This window comes from Duganella guangzhouensis (assembly GCF_009674535.1).
Classification (GTDB): Bacteria; Pseudomonadota; Gammaproteobacteria; order Burkholderiales; family Burkholderiaceae_D; genus Rugamonas; species Rugamonas guangzhouensis.
The window spans coordinates 77,610-93,347 of the sequence record NZ_WKJK01000014.1 but is presented as its reverse complement, the minus strand read 5'-3'; the positions used below and the strand labels follow the sequence as shown (position 1 = coordinate 93,347).

Below are 15,738 nucleotides of genomic sequence, written 5' to 3'. Positions count from 1 at the left end.
CTCTCAAATCTCTTCCGTGGCTAACTCTGTGGTTACAACTGCCGTCGCGGTACGCCGCTTGTTGCGACGATCCCGCGCGTTGGCCCATGCATCCGGGTCCACTTCGGATACGTGGCTCATCTGACCGGCGCGGTCGACACTATAGTCCTTGAAAACTATCTTTTCGTTCATCGAAACATTTGGTAACACGCGGGTGTATTCGAACAGTACGCAGCGGTTCACCACCGCGCCCGAGCAAATATGGCTGCCGTGGCCGATCCAGGTCGGGCCGATGATGGTGGTGCCGGCCTCGACGCGGGTGCCGGAGCCGATGTACACCGGGCCTTCAATGCGCGTGTTGTTCCAGTCGATGCTGGTGTTCAACCCGACCCACAGGCCTTCGTTGATCTGGATGCCGGGCACGTCCAGGTGCGCCACCTCGCCCATCAGCACGCTCTGGCAAACTTCCCAGTAGTCGGCCACGGTACCGATGTCGATCCAGTTGAACGGACGCGTCTGCGCGTAGAACGGCAGCCCCTTCTCCGCCAGCAGCGGGAACAGGTCGGAACCAATATCAAAGCTGACGTTGGGTGGAATCAGGTCCAGCGCTTCCGGCTCGAAGATATAGATGCCGGTGCTGGCGTAGTTGGATAGCGCATCCTGCTGCGCCGGCTTTTCCTGGAACGACTTGATGCGGCCATCTTTTTCGGTGACCACCACGCCATAACTGGACACTTTGTCCCACGGCACTTCCTTGGTGATGACCGAGGCGATCGCGCCCTTGCGCTTGTGTTCGAACAACGCCGATTTCAGGTCCAGGTCGATCAGCGCATCGCCACACATGACGATGGTGGTGTCGTCAAAGAAGCCGCCAAACTGCTGGATCTTCTTCATGCCGCCCGCCGAACCCAGCGGCTGCGGCACGACTTCGCCGGCGTCATTGGTATAGCCCTCGAACGAGTAACCGATCTGGACCCCGAACTGATGGCCCTCGCCAAAGTAATCCTCGATCTTTTCATGGAGATAGCTGACATTGACCATGATGTCCTTAATGCCGTATTTCTCCAGATGCTCGATCAGGTAAGCCATCACCGGCTTACCCAGAATCGGGATCATGGGTTTGGGCAAATCATAGGTTAGCGGACGGACCCTTGTGCCCTTGCCGGCGGCCAAAATCATCGCTTTCATCTACATTACTCCATAACAGTGTGATTTTTCGGTAAAGATTGTGCAGTGCAATATTGAATAGCATAACATAAACACATCATTGTGGACGCGCTATGTAAGTGTGCTGCACATCCTTCCATTTATTCGGTGCAACCGGTACTTTGCCAGCGCCAGGAATCGGCGCACATCTGCAGCAAATCACGCTCGGCCTTCCAGCCCAGTTCACGCTCGGCCAGGCTGACGTCGGCGTAGCAGGCGGCAATATCGCCAGGGCGGCGCGCCACCAGCTGGAACGGAATCGCCTTGCCGCTGGCCGCTTCAAACGCGCGCACCATTTCCAGCACACTATTGCCTTGGCCGGTACCGAGATTGTAGGTGTAAACGCCGGCCGCCGACGCCAGCTTGTCGAGCGCCTTGACGTGGCCCACCGCCAGGTCGACCACGTGAATATAGTCGCGCACGCCGGTGCCGTCCGGGGTGGGATAGTCGCTGCCGAAGACCGACAATTGGGGGCGACGGCCCACCGCCACCTGGGCCACGAACGGCATCAGGTTGTTGGGAATGCCGTTGGGATCTTCGCCGATCAGGCCGCTTTCATGGGCGCCCACCGGGTTGAAATAGCGCAGCAGCGCAATACGCCAGCTGTCATCGGCGCGCGCCACGTCGCGCAGCATGTCTTCGATCATCAGCTTGCTGCGGCCGTAGGGATTGGTGGCGGCCAGCGGGAAGTTTTCCAGGATCGGCACCGAGGCCGGATCGCCGTATACGGTGGCGGACGAACTGAAGATCAGCGACTTGACCTGGAATTTGGCCATGGTTTCAAACAGCACCACGCTGCCGCTGAAATTATTGTCGTAATAGCGCAGCGGCTCGGCGACCGACTCGCCCACCGCTTTCAAGCCGGCAAAATGAATCACCGCGTCGATCGCGTGCTGGGCGAACACCGCTTCCATCGCGGCACGGTCGCGGATGTCGGCCTGGATGAAGGTGAATTTCTTGCCGGCGATGTGTTCCATGCGTCCCTGCACCGCCGCCTTGCTGTTGCTGAGGTTGTCGACAATGACCACCTCGTACCCCGCCTTGCTCAATTCTATGCACGTGTGCGAGCCTATGTAGCCCATGCCGCCAGTTACCAAAATTTGCATTTCGCACTCCCCTGTTAAGACTCGCTTGATCGTTGTGCCGCCTCCCCTGTGGGCGGCGCGGCAACCGTACTATTTTAACAAAAGTAACGAGCGCACAATGGATGCAAATGAAATATTTACTAGAACATAGTTCACATTTACATGGCATAAAAAAAGGCGCCCGGAGGCGCCTTTTTAATTACTGCGTAACAATCTCGAAGTAAGTGGTTGGACCGTGGCTCAGTTTTGAGGTGTCCAGCGTGAAGCTGATGCCGCCAGTGACCTGGGTCACGGCGATCGAGTCGCCGCGCTGACCACGCAGTGTGTCGGAATACACTTTCAGCGCGGTGGCGTTGGTGTTCTTCAACACCAGCGTGACCGAGCGCGCCAACATGGTGACCGGCCCGGTGCCGGGCGTCAGCAACGTGGTTTCCGCCGAATCGCTGAAAGTCATGCCGGTGTTGCGGGCATCCGAGCTCATGATCACCAGCATGCGCTTGCTGCTGCTCAATGGCGCGCCATCCAGCGCGGAGACCGACACCATGGCCGGGCCGTCGGCGGCTTCGACACGCAACTGACCGAGGGTAATCTGTTCCGGCGTAGTAAACGCTATCCCTTCCGTCATCGGCGTGATCACCGTCATGCGGCGGCGGGTTACGTCCAGCGTCAGCTCGCCGGTATCGGTCCGGTACAGACCTACCGTCGTGTTATATTGCTTATCTGTCGCCAGCAAGCTATTCTTACGCAAGGCGGTAACGCGATTATTGAACAGGTCGTCCTCGTACACGCCGGTTTTGCTCAGATCGGTGGACAACAGCGCAGTGGTCAGCGCGCCTGTCTTCCAGAGGTTGTTATTCCCCGGCTGAATTGTGGCATCGTAAATGTACTTGCCGTTGACCTGGGTTGTTTGTTTCTGTCCCTTATAATCCAGGCCAACACCAACCACCAGCGCCAAACGACGCATATCGCCGGAAATCGCACCATAGGAAGAGCTGTTGACAAACGAGTAGGATTCATCAAAGCTGATGCCTACCCTGCGCAGGGCGGGAGCGACGTCGCCACGGCGGTACAACAAGGCTGCCAGCGTTTCGGAGGCGCGAGAAATCGGGTCTGGCCCCACCATGTAAGGATAGATTGAGTCTTTGCGTCCGCCCGTTTCGGTATAGCTCAAGGTTTTGGCATAGGCGTGCTGGGCAATCACACCCCAATCCTGGAAAGCGGCATAAGCTGGCACTGCCAAGCCTGATTCACGCCGGAATTTGTTCCAAAATACCTGGCCATATTCCGACACCGTAAACGCCTTGCCGTACTGACGGCTCACCGCCAACTCGGCAATATACTGCGCTCCACTGGTCATCAAACTATCCTGCTTGATAACCGAACCTGGGCTATTGAAATTAGTAGGTTCGGAGAAGTAGTTGTGCATGTCAACCCAGTTCAGTTGAGCACGATTGAACTGTTCGGCAGGAGACAGCCAGTTATTGTATGCAGTGATCAATCCTTTGAAGCCGGCCGCACGCACATGGGTCGTCATCATGGCGGTGACTTCTTTTTCCAAAGAGAAAAAGAATGCCTGCTGGTCAGCCATACGGGCGCTGACGCCCGAATCATTGCGCACGAAGCCGATGCTGGTTTCGAATGACTCAGTGCTCAGCAGTTTGGTGCCCCACGCTGCCGAGAGTGCCGAGGTGGTAACGTATTTCGATTTGAGCCAAGCGAGATACTTGGGACGCAGCGGGTCGAGAGTGGCGGGATCAACGCGATTGAGATATGGCAGGCTGCTTTCATTGACGAGAATCAGCCCTGCAAAAGCTGGGTCAGCGAAGATGGGAGTTTTATTGTTGTACGGATTAGGCGTCGCCAACATCAGGGTCACCATCTTTTTCCAGTGATCCTGCATGGTGGTGTCATAGTACATGCGAAGCTTGGCGTTCTTGCTGTTGAGCCAGCGCTGTGGAATGTTGCCGTAAGCGGCGTTTTCCGAACTCAGACCGTTCAGCACATAGTAAATGCCGGCATTTTTCAGCGCATACAGCAGATATTGGATGCGGTCAACCACCGTCGGATTGAAATCAAAGTCGGTCAGCCGCCCGCTCATCAGCATGTCATCCTGGAAGTCCAGGCGCGCCATGTTGTAGCCCGCGCGCTTCAACTGTGTAACGTACAGATCCACGGTGGCGTGGTCAGGCACGCCGCCGGTTGCACCGCCAAAACCCAGCGACGCCATCAAGAAGCGCTTCGGCACCGTCGGGGCCAGCGAGGTCGTGATCTGGCCGGCCGTGTTGACAGTCAGATAGTCGGTGATGGCGGTGTTGGGCAAGATCGAACTGAAGTCCAGAATGCTGCCCTGGTCAACCATCAGATTCACGTCTTTTACCGGAAGCCAAGTGTCTGCGGCCATCGTGCTCAACGGCAAAGTGGCAAGCACTAGGCAGGCAATTTTTTTCATTATGAAACTCCTTTTAGATCGCACGGCAATGAAGTGGGGAACTAACGATTCACGTAGAGATACATGGCGCTGTGACATCTCAGCATAGAACAATTAAGGCTCAGTAACAGCCAAATTGCGTGAGAAACGTCGCTCCGACCCCACAGGTCAGTCCGCGTGTCGATCTGTTTTAACTTGCATTTGACACTCAACAGATCACTGGCTGCCAGCGTCAGCGGCAGAACTATAATTGCTGAGAGTCTACATCCAATTAGACGGAGAAACTAGTTGAAAGTGGACGGGCCGACGTCCGCGCAACACCTGTTCAGCCCGTTATTGCGCTTTGGTAAACCGCGACCGTGCTGTCCGCGATCACAGGCCAGTCGAAGCGCGCGCTGACCCAGTCCCGGCGCGCCGCCACCTGCTCGGCGCCAGCGGGCTGCGTCGACCAGTACTGCAGGCGGGCCGCCAGCGCGGCAATCTGACCTAAAGGGAAATAGTGATCGGAAGGCAAGCCCACCGCCAGATTGGCGGGGATGTCGCTGGCGATCACCGGCAAGCCGTAAGACAAGGCTTCCAGCAGCGCAATCGGCAAACCCTCGTGCGATGACGGCAGCACGAAGATGCCGGCGTGCTGGTACAACTGCGCCAGCGCCGCGCCGGTTTGCAAACCGGTGCAGACCACGCCCGGCGTCTGCGCGGCCTGATCCCGCACTTGGCGCTCATACTCATCCGGATGATCGGAGCCGCCGACGATGACCAGCTTCCAGCCCGGCAGCGCGGCGGCCTTGAACGCCGCGATCAAATCCAGGTGACGCTTCTCCGGCACCAGACGGCTGACCAGCACCACATACTTGCCACGCTCCAGACCGAAGGGCCGCAGATGATCAGACTCATCCGTCAACACCGGCAAGCGCACGCCATTCGGGATCAGCGCGCTGTCACGCTGATGCTTACGGCGTACCAGATCGGCAATCACCTGGGAGATGACGATGCGTTGGCGCGACCAGCGCATGCCCCAGCGTTCGCCGGTGCGCAGCGCGAAGCGGGCAAAGCCGCCCCACTTCTGACGGTCGTAATCCGGACCGTGATGGGTCACCACCACGCGCAAGCCCAACAGGCGCGCCGGCAATGTGACAATGGCCGGGCCGATGGCCTGAATATGCAGAATGTCGGGCCGCTTGATCGCCGCGTAGAGCACGCCCAGCATGCTGTGCAGGATGGCTTCCAGACCTTTCGATTGCGGTGCCCACAGCGACACGAAATGCACGCCGCGCCATACCGGCCCGGTGGTCGGCTGCTGGTACGGCGTGCGCACCAGCACCGTCACCTCGCAGCCGCGCTCGGCCAGCAGCGGACACAAGTGCTCGGCATGGGTTTCGACCCCGCCCTGCACGCCGGGAAAGCCGCGCAGTCCCAGCATCATGACCCGGATCGGACGTGTCATGCCGCCTCCGGCACGGCGGTGGCGTCGATCAGCTGACGCGCCAGACCACTCCAGGCATAGTCGTTTTCCAACAGCGCACGGCCACGCAGCCCCATCGCCGCCGCGCGTTGCGGATCGGCCAGCAGGCCGACAATGTGGCGCACCATGGTGGCGTAGTCGTTTGGCGCGGCCAGCAGGCCGGTTTCGCCGTCGACCACCAGGCCGCGGTAGAACAGGAAGTCCCACACCACCGCCGGCAGGTGCATCGCCATCGCTTCCAGACAGGTGCCGGGCAAGCCTTCGTAATAGGAACCCGAGGCATAGACATGGCTGCGGTTGTAGTAGCCCACCATGCGCTCGAACGGCACCTTGCCGGTCAGCGTGACATTGGCCTTGAGCGGCGCCAGCTGCTCGCCGACCCAGGCGTCGTCATCGCCATAACCAACGATGCAGATGCGGATATCGGGTTTGGCCGTCACCAGCTGACGGCACAGTTCCACCATGGCGCCACTGCCCTTGCGGCGTTCGATGCGGCCGCAAAACAGCACGTCGATGTCCTTGGCCTGGCTGGCATCGGGCTCGAACTTGCGCACGTCGGCGCCGTTGGGAATCACATCCACCGGCCCCTGGAAGCCATAGCGCAGCACTTCCTGCCGCCCCTGCTCGGTCAGTGCGATCACCTTGTCGACCTGGCGGAAAATGCGGCGCTCCATCCACATCTTGACCGCCAGCGAACGCGCGCTCCATTGGCTGTCGAAATGGCGGGTCGGATAAAACTGGCCCGACATGCCGAGATAAGTGGTGTGCGCGGTCAGCACCAGCGGGATCGATTTCGGCAGCATCAGGCCCGGAATCAGCGGCGGCCAGTGGAAGTTGACACAGGAGATGGTGCCGGCGCGGTGCAGGTCCAGCAGCAGCTTGCGCACCGCCCAGCCCCAGCTGAACAGGTTCAGGCGGCTGGAGCGGAATGGCACGTGGATGATGCGCACGCCCGGATAGCTGCGCGCGTCACGGTGTTCATCGCCGGTGATCAGGATGATGCCGGGATGGCCTTCGGGCAGATTGGCAAGGTAAGAGTCGAGGTAGCGGGCAATGCCGCCAACGCCGTAAAACTGCGGGTAGACTATCGCGATCATTTCAATCCATCAAAGGTGGCAGTAAGTTCGTTGACCAGGCGCTCCCAGGTGTAGCCACGGACGATCTTGGCGCGCGCCGCCTGCGCCATGCTGGCGCTGGCCTCGGGCGCATCCAGCGCATCGCCCACGGCGCGGGCCAGCGCTGCCGCATCGCCCGGCGGCACCAGTACGCCATTCACCTGCGGTTCCATGACTTCCGGAATGCCGCCCACGGCGGAACTGACCAGCAAGGTGCCCGACGCCATGGCTTCCAGCACCACCAGCGGACACGGATCCTGCCACACCGACGGCAGCACAATCATGTCCACCGCCGAATACAGGTAACGCAGCTTGTCGTGCGGCAGGAAGCCGGTAAACACAATCGCGTCATTGACCGGCTTGGCCAGTTCCTCGAGCTGCCGTTCGTAGTCGGTGCGAGCGGCGCCGCCAAAGAACGACGAGCCGGTGATGATCAGGCGCACGTCCGGATGGCGGCGGCGGATCTCGGCAAACGACTCGATCAGCACATGCACGCCCTTGACCGGATTCAGGCGCCCGACGTACAGCAGATAGCGGTGCCCGCGCTCCAGTTTGACCAGACCGTCAAGCTGGGCGGCGGCGTCCGGATAGGGCTGGAACACCTCGGGATCGGTGGAGTTGAACAGCACCTGGAAACGTGACGCATATTCGGGAAAATGGGCCACCGCCTGGCGGCGAATATAGTCGCTGACACACAGCACCACGTCGGCCTTGGCCAGCGCGCGCCGGTAGAACGGCCGGAACAGCTTCATCGACAGGTGATCGTTATGCATGTGCAGCACGATCTTTTGCCCCGGGCGCCGCTTCAGAAACAGCAGAATATTGGGTTCGTTGTGCAGGTACACCACGTCAAATGGCGCCACCGCTTGCGCCACCCGCCGGCCGTACGAATACACGTTCTGAATCTTGGCCAAATAGCGCAGCGGATTGCGCCAGGTGACCTGCTCCTTGATGCGGTGAAACCAGCGCTCCAGCGGCGTCCACGGAATGCCGATATAGGACACCCCGGGGCGCGCGGCATCGCCGGCCGGACGCGATACCACGGTGATGCGATGCGTGCCGGCCATGCGCACGGAGGCCTCGTCGACCCAGTGCTCGACCGCGCCGCCCTGAACGGGCGGCACCGGCAGCAATTCTGGCACCACGATGGCGATGGAGGTCTGTTTCATTCTTCTGCGGTCACTTCAAAATAGGTGGTTGGGCCTTGCTTCAGGGCGGCGGTATCGAGCAGGAAACTGATGCTGTCGCCGCTGCGCTGCACCGCGATCAGGTCACCGCGCTGACCGCGCAGATTGACCGCGTACACCCGCAGCGTGGCAGCGTGGCTGTTCTGTAGTTTGAGCCGGACCCGCCGCGCCTCGATCTGCACCGGGCCGGTGCCGAGATCGGCCAGCGTGGTCTCGGCGGCGTCGCTGAAGCGCATATTGGTGTTACGGGCGTCGCTCGCCAACACCACCAGCATGCGCTTGCTGGAGGCCAGCGGTTGCTGGTCCATTGCAGCGACCGCCACCAGTGCCGGGCCGTCGGCGTCGGAGACGCTCAGCTTGTTCAAGCTCACGGCTTCCGGCACGTCAAACACCACCCCCTCGGTTTTGGGCGTGATCACCGTCATGCGGCGCCGTGTGCTGTCCAACAGCAACTGGCCGGTGTCGCTCTGATACAGGCCCGCGCCCGGATCGGTGTCATTGTCGCGGCTCAGCAAGCCGCCCTTGCGCAGGGTCTGCACGCGCTCGTCCAGACGGCGCTGCGCCAATTGCGGCAAGCGATCGATGCGGCCCGCCAGCGGCCCGGCCACGCTGCTGGCCAGCTTGGCCGCCTGCGATGCCAGGCCGGGGTCAGGCGTGACCGGGGCCGGTTTGCCGCTCAGCTTGAGCGCGGTATCGCCGGGCGCGCTTTGCGCCGTGTACAGGCCGCGCGCGACAGGTTGCTCGCGCCATTCCAGGCCAATGCGCGACACCAGCGCCAGACGCGACAGGTCGGGCGGAATGTTGCCGTAGAATGCGTTGTCGTCGTAGATGAAGCCGGGGTCGAGCGGAATGGCCACGGTGTTGCGCGCCTCCGCGACATCGCCGCGCAGGTACAGCAAGGCGGCCAGGGTTTCGGTCGCGCGGTTGACCGGATCGGTGGCCACCATGAAGGGATAGATCCGGTCCTTGCGGCCGCCCGCTTCGGCGTAGCTGAGCACCAAAGCGCCGCCGTGCTGCGCTATGACGTCCCAGCCCTGCAGCGCGGCGTATGCCGGCAATGCCAGGCTGCTTTCACGGCGATATTTGTTCCAGAACACCTGGCCGAATTCGGACACCGTGTATGGCTTGCCCAATTGCTGGCCGGCGGCCAGTTCGACAATGTATTTGGCGCCGCCCGCCAACATGCTGTCCTGCGATATCTTCGAGCCGGACGAGACGAAGCCGGTGGGTTCGGAGAAATAGTTATGCAGGTCGATCCAGTCGTATTGCGCACGCGCCAAGTGGGCCGCCGGCGACAGCCAGTTGTTGTAGGCGGTGATCAGCCCCTTGTAGCCGGCCCGGCGCAGATACTGGGTCATCCACGCGCTGGTGGACTTTTCCAGTTCGACGTAGAAGCGCTGGGTGTCGGCCATGCGCCGGCTGGTCCAGGCATCCGTCTTGGGAAACGCGGGTGGACTGCCGTCGAGATTCTCGCCGGCCTTCAATTCACCGTTCCATGCTTTGGCCAGTTGCGCCGTACCGCCATATTTCTGTTTCAGCCAGGCGGCGAACGCCTGCTTCAATTCCGGCGTGCTACCGCCACGGTTGACGAATTCCAGACCGCCCTCGTTCACCACGATCAGTCCCGCCAGCGCCGGATCGGCCAGCGTGCTGAGTTTGGTGTACGGGTTGACTGTGCCCAGCATGCGGTCGATCAGTTTCTTCCAGTGCTGCTGCGCTTCCGGGTCATAGTAGACGCGCAACTTGGCCTGCCGCTGGTTTTCCCAGCGCTTTTGCAGATTGCCATAGGCACCGTTGTCCGAGCTCAGACCATTCAGCATGAAGTAAATTCCCTCACGCTTGAGCGCCGCCAGCAAATAATGAAAACGATCCAGTTGCTCGGGATTGAAGTCGAAGTCGGCGCTGCGGCCCTGGATCAAGGTGTCTTCGACGAAGTCCAAACGGATCATGTTGTAGCCGCGCAGGCGGATCTGCTGCACATAGCGTTCCGCTGCCGCGTGGTCGGGGAAATACCCGGTGGCCGCGCTAAAGCCCAGCGAGGCCATCAGGAAGCGCCGCGGCTTGCCGGGCTCGTCCTGGCGCACCAGATGACCACCGCCATCGGCCTGCAGCTGGGCCAGCGGCGCGGCGCCAGGCGCCAGCGCCGAGAAATCCAGAATACTGCCGGGCTGTATCATCAGCGAAGGGTCGCGCAACGGCAGCCAGACCGGCTCGGCGTGCGCCAGCGGCAGCGCGCTGGCCAACAACCATGTGCATAACAGACGCTTCATGCCGCGCTCCTTGCTGATAGACGGTGATAAACGGCCGCCACCTGCTGCGCCAGGCTATCGTAGCCGCGCCGCGCGGCCACGTAGGCGCGCCCCTGCTCGCCCATGCGGCGCCGGGTGTCCGGGTCGTTCAGCAGGCTGACGACGGCCTCGGCAAATGCGGCGCTCTGCAGCGGCACGCACAGGCCGCCGCCGCTTTCGGTGATGACTTGCTGCTGATCGGGGTTGTCGTTGGCCACCACCGGCATGCCCAGTCCCATGTACTCGATGGCCTTGGTCGGCGACGCGCTATCCAGCAGGAAGCTGCGCGGGAATGGCGACAGGCCGATCTCGGCGCGGCGCATATAGGCCCAGGCTTGGCTGGATGGCAGCCAGCCCAGCCACAAAACCTGGTCCTGCACGCCCAGTTGGCGGATTTGTTCCTGCAGCCAGGCGCGGTGTTCGGCATCCTCGGTGTCGCCGGCCAGCACCAGCAGCACATCGGGCACTTGGGCGCGCACTTGCAGCAGCATCTGGAACAGGATTTCGATCTGGCGCACCCGGTCCAGCGTGCCAAGGTAGGCGATCACGCGGCGGCCATCCAGGCGCGGATCCTGTGCCGGCGCCAGCTGTGCCGCCTGCGCCAGTTCCAGGTCGACGCCCATCGGCACCGCCGTCATGCGTTCGCGCGGCACGCCTTCAGCGGCCACGTCCTCCAGCATTTGCGCGCTTTGTACAAACACATGGTCAGCGCGTGGCAGCACCACCCGGTACAGCAACCAGCGCCCGAACGTGCCCTGCATCAGCGGGAACCAATAGCGCATGCCGGCCCGTGGCCCACGGGCGCGGGCGCGGTCGACCTGCCCTTCCGATTGCGGGTAGGACAGCCAGTAGTAAAACTGCAGCCCCTTGCAGCGGGCGGCAATCAGGCCAAACCAGGCGGTCAGCCCGAGGTCGCGCACCTGGATCGCGTCATAGCGTTTGGCGTCGGCCGTCACCAATACCCGCACCTGGTGCCACCATTTGGCGAAATATTGGCCGGCGCGGCTGGCGGGTACCTTGCACAGCAAGGCCTCGCCAGCGGGCCAGACCGGCACGGTCTGCTGGCCGCTGGCCGCGTCCAGCTCGGTGGCAAGATCGCTGCTGACGCCGTTGCGTGGCAAGTATTTGCCGAACAGGGCAATCAGGTCAGCGCGGAAGGTCGGCCACTGTTCGGCCGTCAAATACAAAAGGCGAACGTGCTTACTTGGCATAACCCACCGATGCGCGCGCGGCCACGGTCTTGACCTTGGTCTTGGCGCCAAGCAGGCCATGCTGATTCATCAGGAAGCCGAGGTAGCCCAACACCACCGAATACACCAGCTCCATCGATACCAGGTTGACGATCGAATCCGAATAAATCAGGCTGAACATGAACAAAGTGTTCGCCGCCTGGATCGCCAGCGCATCGGCCTTGGTCGCCGCGTCGTCCACCGCGTGATACAGACGGCCCGCCGCAAACCAGGCTGCAATGAAGATGCCGCTGTACATCACCGCGCCAATGATGCCGCAATCCCACAGTATGGTCGACAGCGCGGTCAGGTTGATGCCGTAGTGCGCGTAATGCACGCCCATGTGGCCGGACACCGTCACCGACGAGGTGAAGGAACTACCCAGACCATTACCGATCAGGAAGCTGATAGGATTCTCCAGACTCTGTTGCTGGAACCAGAAAGTGATGGAGCTGCTACGGTTCAGTAGCATGGCATGCGAGTAGCTCTGATTGCCCACGTTATACCGCATCGTCGACTCAATCACTTCGCTTAGCGTGCTATGCATCATCAGCACCACATAGATATAACCAAGCACCATCGTCACCGCGACGATCCCCATCACAGTGGGGAGGTAACGCACGGGATGGCGCATCAGGTCGACGCGCAACACGCTCAGGCCCACCATGGGCAGCACCACCACGGCGAACTTGGTTTCGCCCATCCCCAGCGGCAGCAGGCAAATAAAGCCCAGGATATAAAAGGCACGATTACTCAACATTCCGGCGCGCCAGCGCGCGGCCAGGAAACCGAGGACGATCAGCAGGAAAATCACCATCACCGAGTTCGGGCTGCCACCTTGCAGGTTGGCGCCAAAGGTGCCAGCGACGACGTCGGTGGTCTCGCTGGACAGCGCAATACCGCCGCGCATCGGTACCAGAATCAACAGCTCGTACAGCGCGAACGGGAATTGCAGCAAGCCTGCGATCAGCAGAAACTTGCGCCAACGGGTAAATTGCGCGGGCGTGAACACAATCAAGGTGAGCGCCAGCATGAAGCCGAAGGTCTGGAAGTAGTGCTTGAAGCCGCCGACAAACTCGGCCAGCGAATACCAGTTCACCGCGCTGACGAACAGGCTGTAAAACAGAAAGCCCAAGGCCAGCTGCATGAAGCCCGGCAAGCGGCGCTCCTTGCTCCACATCAGATTGACCAGCGCCGGCAACAGCAGCAGCGTGCTGAGCATCGATACGATCCAGGCCAGCTTGCTGAGCTGCTGGCTGGCCGACAAAATCCCCATCAGGAAACCGACCACCAGGATGATCCACACCGTCAGGTCCGGCTTGAGCAGCATGAGCGGCCCCAGCACCAGCGCCACCCCGGCACCGATCAGGATCGGATTTTCGGTGACCGACAACAGTCCGAAAAACACCGCCATCAGGCCGCCACCGAACACCAGCAGCAGCCCGCCCCAGTTGAAGCGTCGCGCCGGCCGGCGGGCACCGCTGGCGCCGGCCCAACGCTGGCGCAGCTTGGCGGCCATCATGATGCGCCTCCGCCCATAACACGCGACGCCACCCGCAGCGGCGCCAGATCGGTATCAGCCATATCAGCTCTTTCGCAAATCAATCAGAATTAATGAAGCACCAGCACCTGGTCCACCGGCGGCCGATATGACCGCGCCACGCTGAACTGTTCCGGCAAGGTGCCCACCGCCAGCAGCATGATGATCTGCTGGTAAGGTTCGATGCCGGCGGCGGCGCGCAGCGCCTTGTCCGCATCCGGTTCTTTCGACCAGTTGAGACAGCAGCTGCCGTAGCCGAGGTCGTGCAGCGCCAGGCACAGCGACATGGCAAACATGCCGCCGTCGATCCAGGCCTGATAGCGCTCGGCCACGCCGAGGAAGCTACGCAAGTCCGAGGTCACCACCAGCACCGCCGACGCCTGCTCGCCAAAGCCGCGGCTGCCGCTCTGGATCTGCAACAGCCGCGCCATTTGCTCCGGCTGGCTGAACGCGTGCACCTGCCACGATTGGCGGTTGCACACCGACGGCGTCTTTTGCGCGGTTTCCACCGCGCGCCGCAAATCGTCCGGCGCCACCACGCCGCCGCTGAACTGGCGAATGCTGTGGCGCGACTCGAAGAAACTCTTGAAGCCGCCATGGCGGGCCTGTTCGATTTCGGCGCGGCTGGTCGGCAAGGTGCCGCCGCTCCAGTCGCGCGCCTGTTCCATGCTGAGGCCGTGCCGCGCCAGCAGCTTCGCCAGCGGCTCGCGCACATGCTGCGCCTGCTCGCCGTGGCGCTGGTGGAAATCGATGTAGCTGATCAGCGCGGCAATGCCGGTGGTGGCCGGCGCGGCAACGCCGTAATCGCGCAGGAACCCCTCCAGCTCGGAAAACAGCGACTCGATGATCGGCTTGCCGAAATTCAGCCGCGGCTCGGCCAGGCTCATGCCTTTTTCCACCTGGTGGTAGTACAGCGTGATGCGCGCGGCGCGCTCGGCCTGCGCATTGCGGCTTTTGTTCAAGCCGGCATGGGCCAGGAACCGACGGTAATCATACAGATGGCCCGGCACCAGCTTGCTGGCAAAGTACACATCGCGCAGCGTGCGGCGCACGCCGCCGGGCGCATAGCGCAAGATCAGTTTTTTGATCGACATGGCAATCCTCAAGTCAGCGCATTGCGCAGGTAAGCCAGCGAGCTGTCCCGCAGCGGCTCCCAGCGCGCGCGGTAGTCGTCGTACGGCGCCGGCGTTTCCAGCACCGGGCCCAGCTTGGAGAGGTCGCTGACGATGCGCGACTGCATGCCCAACTGGTGCAGCAGGAAGCTGACCTTGTTCGCATTGCTGCCCAGCGGATTGTCGCCGCGCAGGAAAGTGGCGAACTGGCGGCCATGCTTCATGGCGAAGATGCTGCCATGGAAGGTGTCGGTCACCACGTACTCGGCGTCCTTGAACAGACGCAGCAGTTCAAACGGCGACACCACCAGGTTTTCGTCGCACCAGCCGTGGTAGGAACCGGCGGTGACCAGTTTCAAGCCGTGCTTGCGGGCGAACGCGGTGATGGTCTCGATCTCCTGCGGCGAATCCATCCGGCCCTCATAGGCATACACCACCATGTAGCGGCCCTGCACCACCGGCTCGGCCGGCAGCAGATGATCGAAATCGTAGATCAGCGTCGGGTCCACCACCAGCGTTGGATTGTTGCCGGTGCACAGTTCGACCAGGCGTCGGGTATTTTCGTCGCGCACGGAGATATGGCTCAAGCGCTGCAAGCCGCTGCGCAGCTCGTCGGCGATGCCGTCGGCCTGGGCATCGGTCCAGTTGGCGTAGCCGGCCGAAGGGGCGTAGCTGAGGATCAGCGGCGCCTCGATGCCATGGCCGAACAGCGCCGGCACGTAGCCAAACGAGTGGTTCTGGGTGTAGTTGAACACCTCGTCGCTGCCGATCACGACCGCATCGGCGCGCAGGCTATAGTTGGGTTGCTCAGGCACGCCCAGCATGTTCCAGCACGTGTCGCGGAAATAGGTGTTGAACTTGTGACGGAACAGGCGCTTGCGCACCGTGCCGGCGATATCGCTGAGCGCCCCGGGAATCTTGCTCAGCTTGTTGGCCAGAGTGGGCATTTCCACCTTTTGGCCGCGATGGCGCGGCTGGCCGTTCTGGAAATCCATGAAGCGCACATCGTGGCCGAAGGACTCAATAACGCTCTTCAACGCATAGCCTTGCATGAACGAGCCATAGTTCAAGACCCGGTGCATCGTTAAGATACCTACTTGCATG

At 61.6% G+C, this 15,738-nt stretch carries 11 protein-coding genes; all 11 read right to left on the bottom strand.

Going from position 1 to position 15,738, the window contains the following annotated elements; genetic code table 11:
• Nucleotides 1-3: 3 nt before the first annotated feature.
• A complete protein-coding gene (locus GJ699_RS23880) occupies nt 4-1,167 on the bottom strand; it encodes a nucleotidyltransferase family protein (protein ID WP_154381045.1) in 1,164 nt (387 codons plus the stop codon).
• A gap of 119 nt (nt 1,168-1,286) precedes the next feature.
• Complete coding sequence (gene galE, locus GJ699_RS23875; protein WP_154381043.1) at nt 1,287-2,291, bottom strand: UDP-glucose 4-epimerase GalE; 1,005 nt, start codon at nt 2,289-2,291, stop codon at nt 1,287-1,289.
• Between the two features lie 178 nt (nt 2,292-2,469).
• Nucleotides 2,470-4,719 carry a hypothetical protein gene (locus GJ699_RS23870; RefSeq protein WP_154381041.1) on the bottom strand — a complete coding sequence of 750 codons (2,250 nt, stop codon included), beginning with the start codon at nt 4,717-4,719 and terminating at the stop codon, nt 2,470-2,472.
• Between the two features lie 304 nt (nt 4,720-5,023).
• Nucleotides 5,024-6,145, bottom strand: a complete 1,122-nt coding sequence (locus GJ699_RS23865; RefSeq protein WP_229262274.1) for a glycosyltransferase family 4 protein — start codon at nt 6,143-6,145, stop codon at nt 5,024-5,026.
• Nucleotides 6,142-7,260, bottom strand: a complete 1,119-nt coding sequence (locus GJ699_RS23860; RefSeq protein WP_154381039.1) for a glycosyltransferase family 4 protein — start codon at nt 7,258-7,260, stop codon at nt 6,142-6,144. Before GJ699_RS23860 ends, GJ699_RS23865 begins: the two co-directional genes overlap by 4 nt.
• Nucleotides 7,257-8,447: a glycosyltransferase family 4 protein gene (locus GJ699_RS23855; protein WP_154381037.1), complete on the bottom strand. Its 1,191-nt coding sequence runs from the start codon at nt 8,445-8,447 to the stop codon at nt 7,257-7,259. Before GJ699_RS23855 ends, GJ699_RS23860 begins: the two co-directional genes overlap by 4 nt.
• Nucleotides 8,444-10,735 (bottom strand): glycoside hydrolase family protein, encoded by a 2,292-nt coding sequence (locus GJ699_RS23850; protein WP_154381035.1) that lies wholly within the window; start codon nt 10,733-10,735, stop codon nt 8,444-8,446. Before GJ699_RS23850 ends, GJ699_RS23855 begins: the two co-directional genes overlap by 4 nt.
• Complete coding sequence (locus GJ699_RS23845) at nt 10,732-11,934, bottom strand: glycosyltransferase family 4 protein (protein ID WP_229262273.1); 1,203 nt, start codon at nt 11,932-11,934, stop codon at nt 10,732-10,734. The genes GJ699_RS23850 and GJ699_RS23845 overlap by 4 nt, the downstream gene beginning before the upstream one ends.
• 19 nt (nt 11,935-11,953) lie before the next feature.
• Entirely contained in the window at nt 11,954-13,504 is a 1,551-nt protein-coding gene (locus GJ699_RS23840) for a hypothetical protein (protein ID WP_154381031.1), read from the bottom strand.
• Between the two features lie 89 nt (nt 13,505-13,593).
• Nucleotides 13,594-14,616 (bottom strand): nitroreductase family protein, encoded by a 1,023-nt coding sequence (locus GJ699_RS34710; protein ID WP_229262272.1) that lies wholly within the window; start codon nt 14,614-14,616, stop codon nt 13,594-13,596.
• Between the two features lie 8 nt (nt 14,617-14,624).
• Nucleotides 14,625-15,737, bottom strand: a complete 1,113-nt coding sequence (locus GJ699_RS23830) for a polysaccharide pyruvyl transferase family protein (protein ID WP_154381029.1) — start codon at nt 15,735-15,737, stop codon at nt 14,625-14,627.
• Between the last annotated feature and the right edge of the window lies 1 nt (nt 15,738).

Bases quoted from the DNA above. Each gene is read 5' to 3' on its own strand.
- GJ699_RS23880 (WP_154381045.1), bottom strand. From the start codon at position 1,167: ATGAAAGCGATGATTTTGGCCGCCGGCAAGGGCACAAGGGTCCGTCCG.
- galE (WP_154381043.1), bottom strand. From the start codon at position 2,291: ATGCAAATTTTGGTAACTGGCGGCATGGGCTACATAGGCTCGCACACG.
- GJ699_RS23870 (WP_154381041.1), bottom strand. From the start codon at position 4,719: ATGAAAAAAATTGCCTGCCTAGTGCTTGCCACTTTGCCGTTGAGCACG.
- GJ699_RS23865 (WP_229262274.1), bottom strand. From the start codon at position 6,145: ATGACACGTCCGATCCGGGTCATGATGCTGGGACTGCGCGGCTTTCCC.
- GJ699_RS23860 (WP_154381039.1), bottom strand. From the start codon at position 7,260: ATGATCGCGATAGTCTACCCGCAGTTTTACGGCGTTGGCGGCATTGCC.
- GJ699_RS23855 (WP_154381037.1), bottom strand. From the start codon at position 8,447: ATGAAACAGACCTCCATCGCCATCGTGGTGCCAGAATTGCTGCCGGTG.
- GJ699_RS23850 (WP_154381035.1), bottom strand. From the start codon at position 10,735: ATGAAGCGTCTGTTATGCACATGGTTGTTGGCCAGCGCGCTGCCGCTG.
- GJ699_RS23840 (WP_154381031.1), bottom strand. From the start codon at position 13,504: ATGATGGCCGCCAAGCTGCGCCAGCGTTGGGCCGGCGCCAGCGGTGCC.
- GJ699_RS34710 (WP_229262272.1), bottom strand. From the start codon at position 14,616: ATGTCGATCAAAAAACTGATCTTGCGCTATGCGCCCGGCGGCGTGCGC.
- GJ699_RS23830 (WP_154381029.1), bottom strand. From the start codon at position 15,737: ATGCAAGTAGGTATCTTAACGATGCACCGGGTCTTGAACTATGGCTCG.